This window comes from Paenibacillus sp. FSL W8-0426, assembly GCF_037969725.1.
Taxonomy (GTDB): Bacteria; Bacillota; Bacilli; order Paenibacillales; family Paenibacillaceae; genus Paenibacillus; species Paenibacillus hubeiensis.
Window position 1 is genome coordinate 1,953,465 of sequence record NZ_CP150203.1, and the last position, 14,407, is coordinate 1,967,871.

Below are 14,407 nucleotides of genomic sequence, written 5' to 3' on the forward strand. Positions count from 1 at the left end.
CATGTCAAGACCTATAATTGGCGGAAGGATGAGCCTGATGGAAAATGAGCGATTAACGATACTTCATACCAACGACATTCACAGTCATTTTGATTCCATGAGTTCCATCGCCGCTATGATTGAACGGGAACGGCGCGAAGCCGGAGCCTTTTTGGTTTTGGATATAGGGGACCACATGGATCGCATGGCGGTGGAAACGGAAGGAACACTGGGGTCGGCGAACGTCGACGTGATCAATCTGACGGGATATGACGTCATTACGATTGGCAACAACGAAGGTTTGACTTTTACGCCGGAGCAGCTGGCCAAGTCCTATTCGGGTTTGCAGTGTCCGGTCGTATGCGGAAACGTTCTGGATCAACGGACGGGCCTCCCTCCTGCCTGGATGAAGCCCTCCCTGATCGTGGATAAGGGCGGTTTCAGAATCGGCCTATTAGGTGCTACGGCGCCGTTTACGTCCTTTTACGAATTGCTTGGCTGGGATGTGTTGGACCCGGTGGAAACGCTTCGTAAACAGGCCGAGGCGATTCGTCCCGAGGTGGATGTCGTCATCGTGCTGTCCCATTTGGGACTGTCCACGGACCGCAGGCTGGCCGAGCAGACGGATAGCATCGATCTCATTTTGGGCGGACATACCCATCACGTGTTGGAGGAGCCTTTGATCATTGGTGGGACGGCGCTCGGAGCTGGCGGGAAATTCGGTCAGTGGCTGGGTAAAATGGTGCTCGAACGCAAAGCGGAATCGAGAAGGCCGGTTTTGGTGCACGGCGGCTGCGTTCCGCTCGACAGATCGCTGCTGGAGGAAAAGGTGGTGCTCGCGATCGAAACGGACCGGATGGCTGCCAATGAAGCGCTTCGGCAGACCGCGGTTATTAGCGACAGGACGCTAGCCATCGATTACGTGCACGAATCCCCCTTTGCCAATCTGCTGGCCCAAGCCGTGCGCCGCTTCACCGGCGCGCGGGTTTCGGTAGTCAACGCGGGCCAACTGCTGGGTGATTTGCCTTCAGGCGACATTACGAAAGGAATGTTGCATTCCCTATGTCCATCTCCGATCAATGCTTGTACAATAGTGTTAAAAGGCCGTCATCTCCGGGAGGCTTTGGAGCAGTGTCTGCTGCCTGAGTACACGGACAAGCCGATTATCGGATTCGGGTTCCGCGGGAATATTCTTGGCACGTTATGCGTGGACGGATTAGAGATCACTTTTGACCCTGATGGTGGTCCATATGAACGGATCCGTTCGATCTCCCTGGACGGGGAACCGCTTGGCGGCGAAGAGGAAATCGTGATAGGGACCTTGGACATGTTTACGTTTAATGTAGGGTATCCCTCCCTCGCCCAAGGAACAGAGACGAGGTACCGTCTTCCCGAATTCATACGCGATTTGATTGAAACGGAACTGAAAAGACCAGGGGCGCTGGACGAATGTTTGCGAACCCGCTGGCAACATATTTAACGAGACTTGCCTTCTGCTATAACGGCGGCTGTTGGCAATTACATCTACGGAGCGGGAGAGGATAGGCTGTGCGTCTGGTACATATAAACCTATTGCAGCCTGGCATGAAGCTGGGAAAACGAATATTTAGTGAAGAAGGTTTGGTCTTGCTTAGTGAGGGGGTCGAATTAACCAGTCGCTTGATTGCACGCCTCAAAGAGTTGGGGATCGGCTATGTATATATCAAGGACGCGGCCACGGACGACATTATCGTTCCCGACATGCTGCAAGAAGACACGAGGCGCAGGGCCCTGGTGGAGATCAGAAAGCAGTTCCAGAACATGTCGACGGTCAAAACAAAGAGCCGGATGCCGCATTTCGGCAAAGCGTTCAGCGGTTTGATGGATTCAATTCTGGACGATATCGGCGGCCAGAAGGAAGCGATGATCATGCTGATGGACATGAACACGAGCGATTTTGATCTATACAATCATTCTCTCAATGTATGTGTCTATACCCTGGTACTGGGTGTGGCTTCGGGGTATACAAGGCATCAGCTGACGGAGATCGGGCTTGGCGCACTGCTGCACGATATCGGAAAAACCCAGGTTCCGGCAGAAATTCTGCATAAGCCTGCCAGATTGAGTGATGAGGAGTTCAAAATCGTTCAGCAGCACACTACATATGGACACCGCATTCTGAAAGATGAACCCGGAATCCCGCTTCTGGCCGCCCATTGCGCACTGCAGCATCATGAACGGATTGATGGTAGCGGTTATCCTTTCGGTTTGAAAGGAAACGAGATTCATGAGTATGCCAAATGGCTGGCACTCGCCGATTCTTATGATGCGATGACAAGCAACCGGGTGTACCAGCAGGCCTTGCTGCCCCATCAGGCGGTTGAAGTGTTATACACGGGTTCGGGAACGCTCTACGAACAATGGATGCTGGCAAAATTTCGCGATTGCGTGGCCATTTACCCGATCGGTATATCCGTTATGCTCAGTACGGGCGAAGTCGGGGTAGTGTCCGCGATTCATCCGCGCATCCCGCAGCGCCCGCGGATCAGGGTGTTGAAAGATGCCGATGGGCAGATGCTGGCTCAGCCGTATGAGATCGATCTTACTACAGCGCTGTCGGTAATGATTACCGGTGTAGAAGGAGCGGAAAAGATCCCGCCCCAACTGGACTGCAATGAATTTTCCTAATTGCTCACATATGCGATTCGGAGGCGCTCAGATGCAATATCCAGGGCAGGCATGCCTGGAATTGCCGGGCGTTTTTGTCATGTAATGGACAGAGGCCTTCATCCCGAAGCCCGCAAAATTGTGCTATGATTAAAGGTAATTCCCATAAGATACAGATGGGATATGATATGAATCGAACTTTTTAGGTTAAGAAAAGGAATAAGGTGAAGAACAATGACCATGCTAAACTCAGGAGCGCCAGAATCAATCTTGCCGTTATCGCCTGCAAATGATCCGTGGGACCCGATCGTCTCACTTCGTAAATATGGCCGTCATGTACTGACCAGCGTAGAAATGACCGTAACCCATCTTTGCAATATGCGCTGCGAACACTGCGCGGTAGGAGATATGCTGACGATGCGGGAAGCGCCGTCCATGCCCATCTCCCTTATGCTGAAACGGCTGGATGAAGTCGAACACCTGCAAACGATCAGCTTGACGGGCGGAGAGCCCAGCTTCAGCCAGAAGACGGTGGACGAGATGATTATTCCTTTGCTGAAGTATGCGAAGGAACGCGGCATCCGTTCCCAGATCAATTCCAATTTGACGCTGGACATCGGCCGATACGAGAAATTGCTTCCTTACTTGGATGTCATGCATATTTCATTCAATTATTTGAATGCAGACGATTTTCATCAGGTTGGTTTTGCCAACAGCAACAGACCGGTTAAACGCGAGGTTGCTGTGAAAATGTACGAGAAAATGATTGAAAACTCGCGCAAGCTGAGTGAGGCAGGCATGTTCATTTCCGCCGAATCGATGATTAACTTCCGCACGCATGAGAAACTGGAAGGCATTCATCAACTGATTCGCGAAATGGGCTGCGTCCGCCATGAAGTGCATCCGATGTACAATTCCAATTTCGCGTCTTCGTTGCCAGTCCTTTCTCTGGAACATATGAGAGCAGCCATTCACCGATTGCTGGATGTGCGTGACAAGGACATGTGGATGCTGTTTGGCACATTGCCGTTTTTTGCTTGCAGTGCATCGGAGGAGGATCGTAAGTTGATCAGCCGCCTGCGCAGCGAGCCCAATGTGACGGTCCGCAATGACCCTGACGGGAGGAATCGCGTCAATGTCAACATGTTTACAGGGAACGTATACGTTACCGACTTCGCAGACATTCCCGCCTTCGGCAATGTGCAGGACCGGAAGCTGGACGACATCTTCCATGAATGGTCTGCGGAACATCCGCTAAACCAAACCGTCAACTGTTTCTGCGATGAGGCTTCCTGCTGCGGACCGAATCTGCTTGTGGCAGACATGTATTATAAAGGGATCGATTTCAAATCCCGAAAAGCCATTCTGCGTTAGGAATCCAGGTTTAATTCCTGCAAATAGATCATAAAGGGGAGCTTCGACTTGGATATTCATACGGAATTTCATTTCGGACAGCTGCTGTTTAATCTGTTTTGCGTGTTCATGCTCGTTTTTTTGAACGGCGTGTTCGTGGCAGCTGAATTTTCGCTCGTCAAGGTGAGGCAGACCCGGCTGACACAACTTCTGACCGAGGGGCATCGGCTTGCAGGCTACGCGCTCAAAGTCAACAGCAAGCTGGACGCGTATTTGTCTGCAACGCAATTCGGCATCACGCTGACATCCCTCGGGCTTGGATGGCTCGGTGAGCCGGCCATTTCCGAGCTGCTCGTACAACCGTTGATGAGCAAGCTCGGCATCACGGATACCGCATTGATCTCGACGGTTTCCGTCATCGTCGGCTTTTGTATCATTACTTTTTTGCACATCGTTCTCGGAGAGCTTGCTCCCAAGTCGCTGGCGATTCAAAAAACGGACGGCATCGCGATGCTGTTGTCGGCGCCTTTGCTCATATTCTATAAGGTGTTTTTCCCGTTCATTTGGGTATTGAATGCGTCGGCCAACGCATTGCTGCGCTTGGTCGGCATAGAACCGGCGAGCGAAAGCGAGGTCCATTCCGAAGACGAGCTTCGAATTCTGATGAAACAGAGCGCCAAGAGCGGCGTGATCGACAAGGATGAGATCAAATTGATGGACAACATTTTTGATTTCTCGGACATGCTCGCCCGCGAGGTCATGCTGCCGCGAACGGACATGCACTGTCTTTACGCGAATTTGCCGCTTGAAGACAACCTGAAAATCATTAACGAAACGAAGCATTCCCGCTATCCGGTTGCCTTGGAAGACAAGGACCAAATCATCGGATTCATCCATATCACGGACCTGCTATTGGCCGAACCTGAACGGCAGCAGGATTTGGCTTCGCTCGTCAGACCGATCCTGAATGTGCCCGAATCGATGGAAATCAGCCATGTATTACGTTTGATGCAGAGTAAGCACTCCCAGATGACGCTTGTTGTTGACGAGTATGGAGGCACGGCTGGACTATTGACTGCGGAGGAGATTTTGGAGGAAATTGTCGGCGAACTGTATGACGAGTTCGAGGATGAACGTCCGGATGTGGAGCGCAAGGACGGTATCTTTTCCGTGGACGGCCGCTGCCTGATTGAAGAAGTGAACGAGTGGACAGGTTCGGCGATCGAAGATGATGAAGTGGACACGATCGGGGGCTGGCTGTTCAAAGAGCTTGAAGGGAGCCCGTCTAAAGGAAAGGCCAAGAAACTGGACGATTACGTATTTGAAGTGGAAGAGTCTACGCGTCTGCGCATTACGAGAGTGAGGATATATAAGGATCTGCAATCCAAAGGACAGCTTGCGGATCAAGGTTTGGCGGGGCAAAGGCCGTCGCCACCGGGAGATTCCTTGAATTGAAGGGTGCAACGTTACACGGACTCTACTTGCTTGCGGCATACCTTATGAACATATTTGGACCTTTGGCTGTTGCGCATGGAGGCAACAAGCCAAAGGTCTTTTTTACTTTTACGCATCCAGGCGACAGGACAAAATTCCGGTATCTCCAAATCTCAACCCTTAATAAAATTCGGATTAACTTGGTCCGTAACGACATAAGGTTATAGTGACGCAACGGATTCGGCATATAGCGTTGTGCCTAAGAATCGTGTTTATTAAGGGAGGCGAGTTTCTTTGATTGATCCTCAGATTCGCGCATACAGGCCGTTTATTGGACCGTTTGACCCATGCAAACCGATGGAGATTCGAACCTATCTTGTCCCGCCCCAGCTGTTTATTCCGTTTCAGCCCATGGGGTGGCCCCAGTTCAGTCCGTCCGAGGCATTGAGAGCAGGCACGTTGTGGCCTGCGCTGTACAGTCCGTACACGTCGAAAAAGTTTGTGGAAAGCGAGGTGAAGGGGGATGGATGCTGACAAACCGAAGGCTGGCGACCTGAAATATTATGAGCTGCTTGAAGAGCTTCAGGCCTTGGATTTTGTGCTGGTAGAGCTGACGCTCTATTTGGATACGCATCCCGGGGATTATCAAAGCATCGAGCAATTCAACAAATTTGCGCAGGAGCGGATGCGGGTTGCCCATGAATTCCAGCAGTTGTACGGCCCGCTGCAGAACTTCGGCAATTCATTTTCCAAATACCCCTGGGAATGGTCCCAGTCTCCCTGGCCTTGGCAGGTATAATCGATGCCCGGATCGGCTGCTGCATCGTATGGGCTGTTTTGCGGACCATGAAAAAAGGCACTTCAACGATTTTCTTCCATCGGTTGAGGTGCCTTCGCATCGCCAAGTTGAGTTGCTGCTTCTAGCCATTTGCCATACGACATACACATGTTCTGAAGAAATGAAAACGTAGCGGCCCTGAAGCGGAACGGGAGCAAGGAACCACTTTGAACGGTAAAAGGAGGCGTATTGCATGTTTATCTATGAAAAAAAGCTGCAGTATCCCGTGCGGGTAAGCAAATGCGATCCCCATATGGCAAAGCTGCTCATGGAGCAATATGGCGGGGCGGATGGAGAGCTGGCTGCAGCGCTCCGATACATGAACCAGCGGTATACGATTCCGGATAAAGTCATTGGTCTGCTTAACGATATCGCGACAGAGGAATTCGCGCATCTGGAAATGATTGCCACGATGGTTTACAAGCTCACCAAGGATGTTACCGTCGAAGAGCTGGAGAAAGCCGGGCTGGACGCGCATTATGTCAATCACGACCGGGCGCTGTTCTACAGCAATGCCGCCGGCGTGCCGTTCACCGCAACCTATATCCAGGCAAAAGGTGATCCCATTGCCGACCTCTACGAGGATATTGCAGCAGAAGAGAAAGCGCGGGCTACATATCAATGGCTGATCGACATGACGGATGACGTGGATTTGCAGGACAGCCTCAAGTTTTTGCGGGAGCGGGAAATCGTGCATTCATTGAGGTTCCGCGAGGCCGTGGAAATGTTGAAGGATGACCGGGAAACGAAAAAAATATTTTAGCGTCTGCGGCCGAATGCCGTTTGCGATTCCCATCATGGCAAAAATGACTCATATGCACAACATAAAGCCCTCCATGGATCATATAGGAGGGCTTTCTCGTGATATGCTGGCCGTGCGGCCGTGTCGGCCGAATGGGCCAACCCTTTTCAGTATTCCACCACCATGGCAACATTTTGCCACCCTGCGCCGACCGTCCAGAACAGAACCTTGTCGCCGCGCTGGATCTGGCCTGACGTAATGGCCCGATGAAAGGCGATAAATGGACTGCTGGTCGAGGTGTATCCGAACTCATCGCCGATATATACGGCAACATCATCGGAGATTCCGATGTTTTTGGAAACGGCGCGGATGTTGGCGATGGAAAGCTGCGAGAAGCAGGCCGCTTTGATCTCGTCTACGCCGATTTCATTGCGTGACAGCATGGTAATAATGGATTCGGAAGCGGCATCCACGCAGATGGAGTCGTCGAACGGAATGAACTTGACATGAAGCGCGCCTGCATCCACTCCTGTTTGGCCAAGCTTGGCCAAGCCTTCTGCCGGAAACAGGGAGTTGTTGTACACGCAAGTATCCGTCTGATAGATGGAATCGATAAAACCGACAGCATGCTCGTCACGTTCGACGATGACGGCTGCCGCGGCTTCCCCGAAGTTGGCGAAATAGACCGGATCATCCGGGCTTGCATGAGGAGCGACATAATCGGAGCCGATGATCAGTGCCCGTCGTATGCGCGGGTTGCCCAGCATCTGGCGGCTCACCTGTTCAAAGGCCGCGGTCATTCCGGCACAGTTGGCATTGCTGTCGATGCAGATGGTATGGGAAGCTCCGTTGATCAGGCGATGAATCATCAAGGAATTCGTAGGGAAAATGTACTCCGGCGTTTGACTTGCGTAAGCGATAAGATCGATATCGGCGCCGGACAGCCCGGTTTTCTCCAGCACGTTGCTGGCGGCTTCAAAAGCCATGCTGAGCGAGTTTTCATCCTCGTTGTCGATTTTGTAACGCTGATCGCGACCCAGTGCTTTTAACAATCCGCGAATATCCACACCCCTTGCATCAAAATGATCAATGTAAAACGCATTGCCCACCTTGTTTGCTGGATGATAGATATCGATGTCTACGATACGAATTCCGGCCATGTTAATCTCCTCCCGCGGATAGATGACACCAGATGGTTCCGCCTGATTTATTGAGTGTTTAAGAAGTAACGGTCGATATGATTTCTAGATTGTCCAGACCAACGGTGCGTCCGAGACGGGATAGCTGCATTTTCAGAATGGCATTGTTTTCGAGCGTCAGAATAACCTTTTTGAAGCCGTCCTTTTTAAACATGGCCAAGCAGCCTTCCAGAAGGGGGACAATTTCCGGTGCAGTGACGTTCAGCTTTTTGCAATCGATGTGCAATTCGTATTCCGCCGGAGTGAGCTTTGCAACCGTGTCCTGATATGCCGAGATCGAGCGCAGCCCGTCCTCTTCGGAGAAAGAACCCTCCAATTCAATGTTTAACAGCTTTTTGGATACATCGGGTTTCAGAATAAAACTTCCCATAATCGTTCTCTCCTTCAAAATGAGTTAAGCTACCCTGCAGACAAAATGACTGGTCGTAACAATACGTTGAGTACCCATATCATAGGTCAGGATAATTTAACCATATTATAAAGGCGGCCATGTTAAAAGATCAATAATAAAGTCGAATCGTGTATATAAATGTAGAAAAGTGAATCATTGGATTTCCTCCAGCGTAGCCAACAAAACATTAAATGCGCTGATAATGCGCGGAGCTCCTACGCATGGCGCAAGATGCAGCAGTACGCCTTTAAGCTCGTCCACCGTCACGCCAACCTGAAGGGCCATCGCATAATGGACCCCCAGCTGTTCGTATTGTCCTTGCGTAATGAGCGAAGAGATGATGGCGACTTCCTTCCATTGCTCGCTGATTGTGGTCCGTTGAAAAATGTCGCCGTAAGCTGTACCCATAATAAATTCGGAAAGCTCGGGAAAATGCTCTTTAATGGGAGCAAGCGCTTTGGCTCCATAATTTCCGGACAGCTTGGCGAAGCGCTCCAACCCTTGATTCACCTGTTCGTTCATGCTTTGTCCTCCTAGTCCAAATTCAGCGTGCGGTGAGCCGTAGGCGGAATCTCATCGCGATCCGTCAGAAGCTCAATGACAGCGACCTGCTGCAGACGCTGGGCAGATTGCAAGGCGGTAGCGAACTCCGCTTGGGTCTCGGCCCGATATGCCGCCGCACCCAGCGATTCGGCAAACTTGGCTGCATCCATGGGGACTTCGTACAACGTGCCATCGATTCGCCCGGTCGTTTTTTGCATGCCTTTTAAAGCCATGTCCAGTTGTTTATTGTTCACGACGATGAAAATGACGGGAAGCTGGTTGCAGACCGCGGTATGAATTTCGGTACCCAGCATCATGAAGCAGCCATCCCCTGTAATGCAGACGATCGTTTCCTGGCGCGCGGCCGCTTTTGCGCCAATGGCCATGCCGATGGCGTTGCCCATGCAGGCAAAATAAGCATCAAAGACAAAGCTTCCCGGTTTCTTCACTTTATAACGTTGAACCGCATGGAAACCGTGACTTCCGTCGTCAACAAACAGCATATGATCATAGGGGAGAAGGTCGCTCATATTCTCCAATATGGAAGCAAGGGACAGCCCGGTCAGTTCCGGCAAAGGCAATGTGTAGTCAGGGGGAAGCGGTTGTTCTTTTGGTTTCGGAATCGGGTGTCCGGATATCGTGCCCAGCAAAAACTGCAGACTGTCTTGCAGATCACCGGTGATATGTAAGGTATGCGAGTCGAGGATTTTACCGATGAATGTCGGATCCGTATCGAATTGAATCAGATGAGCAGGGTGGTTTTCGCGCTTGAGATTGCATATCGTCATGTCGCTCAAGCGTGAACCAAGCACGATGAACAGATCGCTCCGGTTCAGCATTTCGTCAGCATGGGGAACGCCGCCAACGCCGCATGGGCCGTGGTAGAGCGGGTGGTCCCAGGCGATTGCGCCTTTTCCGCCAGGCGAGGTCACGACAGGGATGTTGAACGTTTCGGCGAAATGCACCAGTTCATCGTGTGCCCTTGCCCGGTTAACGCCTTTTCCGGCAATGATCAGCGGCCGCTCGGATTGCTGCAGCAGCGGAAGTACGCGATTCAGATTGGATACGCTGAGCAATGGTTCGTGTTCCGGCAGGACAATGCGGCAGTCGTTCAAGCGTTCGGTCTGTACATCAAATGGAAGACATAAGTGGACAGGCCCTTTATTAGGACCAAGTGCAATGGATAGGGCATGGTTCAGCAGCGTGCCGAAATGGTCGCCGCGTTCCACAAGCTTGCTGAAGAGCGTTGCAGGTCGGAACATCTCTGCCAGGTCGGCGAGATAGGACGAGGAATCTTGGCATTGGGGGATTCCTAATTCCTGTATAGATTGGTGGCCGGTAATGAACAGCACAGGCAGGTTATTTGCCTTGGCATGTGCAGCAGCTGTAAGCAGGTTGGTGCCGCCAGGTCCCGAAGTGGCAAAGGCAACGCCGAGTTTGCCTGTCTGAAGGGCGTAACCGGCAGCTGCGAAACCCGAGCTGGATTCGTGTCTGCCGGGGATCATTTCAAGTCCGTAATCCACCATTTTCAGAGCAGCCGGGCATATGGATTTTCCGATAATTCCAAAAAAGTGGGTAACGCCCAAATCATAAAGAGTTTTCGCCAAAATATCTGCTACGGTTGTCATGTGAAACACCTCGCTTCGCAAATAGGTTGATAGACCCAAAGGGTGTGTTCTGTGTTCAAATGATCGTCGTGATGAAGATATGAAAGGAAAAATCCTTTGTTAATAGGAAGAGTAGCTTTTTTTGTGGTTTTTTGTCAACTTGTTTTGTGGGTAAATTTTCCTGAATCTAAAGTTGTAAACGGTTTATGCCTTATGGCTGCTGGAAAAAATAAATAGTCGCATAAGCCTGTCTTTCTATTTTGAGAAATTATAATTAATAGTTTTTATGTAAAATAAAATCGAAAAATATCATAATATGGTTGTTTGGCGGAGCATGCTTCGCATGTTCGCATTTCTGTGTTCATTTATGCAATAAAGCCATGTTTCCTACATTTCTGGTATACTGGAGTCTGATTGGAGTGAAGTGGGATGACAACAATTAGAATGGCGATGATCGGCTTGGGCAAAATGGGAAATCACATGCTTGAGCAGGCTGGTCGAAATGACCTTGGCGCTTCGATCGAAATCGTGGCTGCATGCGATACGGACGAGGCGGGGCTGCGTGCTTTTGCGGATTCCTACCCGGGAGCGAGTATATATACAAATTTTAAGGCACTATTGGACGAATGCCAGATCGATCTGTTGTACGTTGCGGTTCCGCCCAAGGTTCATTACCAGGTCGTTATGGAAGCGCTGCAGCGCAAAATCCCGGTATTCTGCGAGAAGCCTCTGGCGAACAGCGCCCAGGAGGCGGCTGAAATGTTAGCCGCAGCGGAAAGCGCTGGGGTGATGCACGCCGTGCATTTCTCCATGCCCCACGAGCCGGCCGTCCTGAAACTGCAGCAGCTGTTGGACCAGAGAACGATTGGTTCAATCCGCAAAATCGAACTGATTCTGCAATTTCCGCAATGGCCGCGGAGCTGGCAGCAGAATGAGTGGATTACGGGGCGCGAGCAGGGCGGCTTTATTCTGGAAGTCGGCATTCATTGGATCCACGTCATCCAGAATGTGTTTGGCAGCATCACCGTCCTTCGAAGCGAAGTGGATTATCCCGAAGATACCCTTGGATGTGAGCGAGAGGTGCATGCGGATATGCGACTGGATGACGGGACACGGGTTGAGCTGAAAGGCATCTCCCATTTTTCGGGCGAGGAACGTGTCTCTATGATCGTATATGGAGCGGAAGGGACGCTGGCTTTGGAAAACTGGGAGGAGTTGATGGGCGGGGCCATTGGCGAACCGCTTATGCCCATCGAGACCCCGGAATCCATGAGCGAGCTGCCTGTGCTGAAACATGTGATTGCGCGCCTTCAAGGCAAGCCCGGCAGAATCTATGATTTCAACGACGGTTACCGGGCCCAGCTTGTGCTGGAAGCGCTGCGTAGTCCGAAGCTTTCCTGATTTCCGGCCAATGTTGCAGGGTACGGCGATTCGTCGATGGTTTGCAAAACAGCTCAAGTTTACATTGGTGAACCTTTAAGTATATCATGGGGAAAAACGGAAAAATCCGATCAACATTTCAAGCCGAAAGGAATTCTGATATGACGAAAGAAACGACATTGCGCAAACCGGAAGCGATGATTTTTGACATGGATGGAACGCTGTTTCAGACGGAAACATTGTTGATGCCCGCGTATCACCGTCTGTTCGATACGCTTAGAGCCGAAGGACATTTTGAAGGAGAAACGCCGCCGGAGGAGCGAATGCTCGGCAGTCTAGGCATGCTGCTGGAGGATATCTGGAAGGTCGTCATGCCGGACGCTTCCGAGGCAGCCCATCGCCGCGCGGACGAACTGCTGCTTCAGTTGGAGATTGAAGGGCTCGATGGGGGCGATTCTCGACTATATCCGCAGGTCAAAGAGACGCTGGAAGCGCTGAAGGAACAGGGCGTGCGCCTGTTCGTGGCGAGCAACGGGCTGGAGGATTACGTGAAAGGCGTAGCTTTTGCCCACGAAATCATGCCGCTGTTTGAAGGTGTGTATAGCGCAGGCCAATACAAGACGCCATCCAAGGTCGATCTTGTGCAGATCTTGCTCAAGAAGCACCACATTCAGGATGCCTGGATGGTCGGAGACCGTTCCTCGGACGTCGAGGCGGGCAAGATGAACGGACAGACCGTCATCGGCTGCGCCTATGCCGGGTTCGGCCGCGATGAGGAGTTGGCCGGATCGGATGTGTTGATCTCCGACTTTACGGAATTGCTGGGCTTGTATCGGAATGCTGCAGAATAACTACGTCATGCACGATTGCTGTATGTTCAGCTTGACCATTGAATCGCGATCATCGCTGTATTGCGATTCGCTTCATTGGACGGCAGACGCGCTTATGGATCGTTGAGGCTGCTTTACTCCAAAAAGGATCGGGAACTCTGGAATGCCAGAGTTCCCGATCCTTTTTCGGTGACGGGGTTATCTCGTTCTTCTCTTCTTTCTAGACGGGGTGCCTCTGCGTATGGCCGGTGTGGCTGGTTTGACTGGTGTGACTGGTTTGACTGGTGTGACTGGTTTGGTCGGTGCGGCTGTTTTTGGGCGCGATGAGGTCGAAGAAACGGGACGATGCCGGTAAAGCCACAAGGCATATTCCAACGGCTGGGTGATGGCTTTTTCATATATTTCGCTTTCCCCGATTCTGGAAAAAACTTCGCGTGCCGGCTTCGGGTTGACCTCGAGCAAGTAGATTTGCCCGCTTTTGTCTATGGCCAGATCGAGCGCCAATTCGCAGAGGGCGCCATAGGTTTCCTCGAGAAAGGAAGCGATAGCAATGCCGAATTTTTCGGCGGTGCTCGCAATTTCGGCCTGCTTCTCCTCTTCCGGAATCCATTGTTTCATGAGCCGCTTCATTTCAATGGCTTGGCCGCCGCCGTGAAGATTGGAGGTGACGCTCTTTTCCGCCCCGATCCTTCCGGCACAACCGGTGAATTCCCATTCCCCCTCGCCGTTTTTCTGAACAAGCATGCGATAGTCGTGCACGCGCTGGTTGGGGAGCTGAAGCTGGATCCCTTGCTGCACGAGATATTTGTCCTTCATGTCCCAGTGCTGCAAAAGGGCTCCGAGGCGAGACATATGCACATTGCGCGGCGTGATGATTTGTCGTTTCTGGTTCCGTCCGCGTACCAGAACCGTGTTGGGCTCCTTGTTGCTGTGTTCGATGCGCAGAATGCCGCGACCGCCCGTGCCGTTGATCGGTTTGAGATAGATTAGCGGGTAGGTTTTCAACATTCGGTTCACGTCCGACATATCCTGAAACAGGCAGGTATCGGGAAGGTGTTCCCGAAAAGCGGCTTTGGTTGCAAGGAGCTGGTGAATGGTCCATTTGTTGCGCAAGGGGCGGTTCAAATACAAAAGATGTCCGTATTTTTTGCGGAAATCCTGCAATTGTACAAACCGGTGGTTTCTCTGGATCCGGCAGCGGTCAAAGATCAGGTCCGGGAATGAACGCCATTCCCTGGACCAGCCTTTTCCCGGATTATAAACCATCGCATTGATATGCTTGCCGCCGGAATGAACGTCTGCCGGCGTGAATACGTACACATCCAGTCCCCGCTTTCGACCTTCCAGTATCATCTTGCGGTAAATGCCTCGCTCCTCCAAGCCGCGATGATCGTTCAAATATAGCGTCATGATGCCGAGAACAGGTGAGGACACAAACAATCACCTTCTTTAGCGGTTATTCCTT

The 14,407-nt window shown here is 51.5% G+C and carries 14 protein-coding genes; 9 read left to right on the forward strand and 5 right to left on the reverse strand.

Annotated features, from left to right (window positions below; genetic code table 11):
• Positions 1-28 precede the first annotated feature (28 nt).
• The 7 genes from MKY59_RS08965 (at position 29) to MKY59_RS08995 (ending at position 7,013) form a co-directional block, all read left to right on the forward strand.
• Positions 29-1,459 carry a bifunctional UDP-sugar hydrolase/5'-nucleotidase gene (locus MKY59_RS08965; RefSeq protein WP_339278358.1) on the forward strand — a complete coding sequence of 477 codons (1,431 nt, stop codon included), beginning with the start codon at positions 29-31 and terminating at the stop codon, positions 1,457-1,459.
• Positions 1,460-1,563: 104 nt separating this feature from the next.
• Entirely contained in the window at positions 1,564-2,646 is a 1,083-nt protein-coding gene (locus MKY59_RS08970) for an HD-GYP domain-containing protein (RefSeq protein WP_339278359.1), read from the forward strand.
• A gap of 213 nt (positions 2,647-2,859) precedes the next feature.
• Positions 2,860-3,999 carry a radical SAM/CxCxxxxC motif protein YfkAB gene (yfkAB, locus tag MKY59_RS08975; protein WP_236421167.1) on the forward strand — a complete coding sequence of 380 codons (1,140 nt, stop codon included), beginning with the start codon at positions 2,860-2,862 and terminating at the stop codon, positions 3,997-3,999.
• Between the two features lie 48 nt (positions 4,000-4,047).
• Entirely contained in the window at positions 4,048-5,433 is a 1,386-nt protein-coding gene (locus MKY59_RS08980) for a hemolysin family protein (RefSeq protein ID WP_339277163.1), read from the forward strand.
• 273 nt (positions 5,434-5,706) lie between these two features.
• On the forward strand, positions 5,707-5,946 hold the full coding sequence (locus MKY59_RS08985; RefSeq protein ID WP_290371506.1) for a spore coat associated protein CotJA: 240 nt from the start codon (positions 5,707-5,709) through the stop codon (positions 5,944-5,946).
• Positions 5,936-6,211 (forward strand): spore coat protein CotJB, encoded by a 276-nt coding sequence (locus tag MKY59_RS08990; protein ID WP_236421169.1) that lies wholly within the window; start codon positions 5,936-5,938, stop codon positions 6,209-6,211. Before MKY59_RS08985 ends, MKY59_RS08990 begins: the two co-directional genes overlap by 11 nt.
• Positions 6,212-6,443: 232 nt before the next feature.
• The gene (locus tag MKY59_RS08995) at positions 6,444-7,013 is read left to right on the forward strand and encodes a manganese catalase family protein (RefSeq protein ID WP_236421170.1); all 570 of its coding nucleotides are present in this window, start codon (positions 6,444-6,446) and stop codon (positions 7,011-7,013) included.
• Positions 7,014-7,159: 146 nt separating this feature from the next.
• Here MKY59_RS08995 and MKY59_RS09000 read toward each other — a convergent pair whose 3' ends face one another.
• The 4 genes from MKY59_RS09000 to MKY59_RS09015 all read right to left on the reverse strand — a co-directional run bounded on the left by MKY59_RS09000 (position 7,160) and on the right by MKY59_RS09015 (position 10,753).
• Positions 7,160-8,152: a 3-oxoacyl-[acyl-carrier-protein] synthase III C-terminal domain-containing protein gene (locus MKY59_RS09000; RefSeq protein WP_339277165.1), complete on the reverse strand. Its 993-nt coding sequence runs from the start codon at positions 8,150-8,152 to the stop codon at positions 7,160-7,162.
• A 58-nt stretch (positions 8,153-8,210) separates the two neighbouring features.
• Positions 8,211-8,561, reverse strand: coding sequence for a hypothetical protein (locus MKY59_RS09005; RefSeq protein WP_236421172.1), 351 nt, complete (start codon positions 8,559-8,561; stop codon positions 8,211-8,213).
• Positions 8,562-8,735: 174 nt separating this feature from the next.
• A complete protein-coding gene (locus tag MKY59_RS09010) occupies positions 8,736-9,104 on the reverse strand; it encodes a carboxymuconolactone decarboxylase family protein (protein ID WP_339277166.1) in 369 nt (122 codons plus the stop codon).
• 11 nt (positions 9,105-9,115) lie between these two features.
• On the reverse strand, positions 9,116-10,753 hold the full coding sequence (locus MKY59_RS09015; protein WP_339277168.1) for a thiamine pyrophosphate-binding protein: 1,638 nt from the start codon (positions 10,751-10,753) through the stop codon (positions 9,116-9,118).
• Between the two features lie 408 nt (positions 10,754-11,161).
• Here MKY59_RS09015 and MKY59_RS09020 point away from each other — a divergent pair, with 408 nt between their 5' ends.
• Together MKY59_RS09020 and MKY59_RS09025 are read left to right on the forward strand one after the other, a co-directional pair.
• A complete protein-coding gene (locus tag MKY59_RS09020) occupies positions 11,162-12,133 on the forward strand; it encodes a Gfo/Idh/MocA family oxidoreductase (RefSeq protein ID WP_339277169.1) in 972 nt (323 codons plus the stop codon).
• Positions 12,134-12,273: 140 nt separating this feature from the next.
• A complete protein-coding gene (locus tag MKY59_RS09025) occupies positions 12,274-12,963 on the forward strand; it encodes an HAD hydrolase-like protein (RefSeq protein WP_236421176.1) in 690 nt (229 codons plus the stop codon).
• Positions 12,964-13,140: 177 nt separating this feature from the next.
• On the opposite strand, the gene MKY59_RS09030 is transcribed toward MKY59_RS09025, so the two are convergent.
• A complete protein-coding gene (locus MKY59_RS09030) occupies positions 13,141-14,376 on the reverse strand; it encodes a YheC/YheD family protein (protein ID WP_339277170.1) in 1,236 nt (411 codons plus the stop codon).
• Between the last annotated feature and the right edge of the window lie 31 nt (positions 14,377-14,407).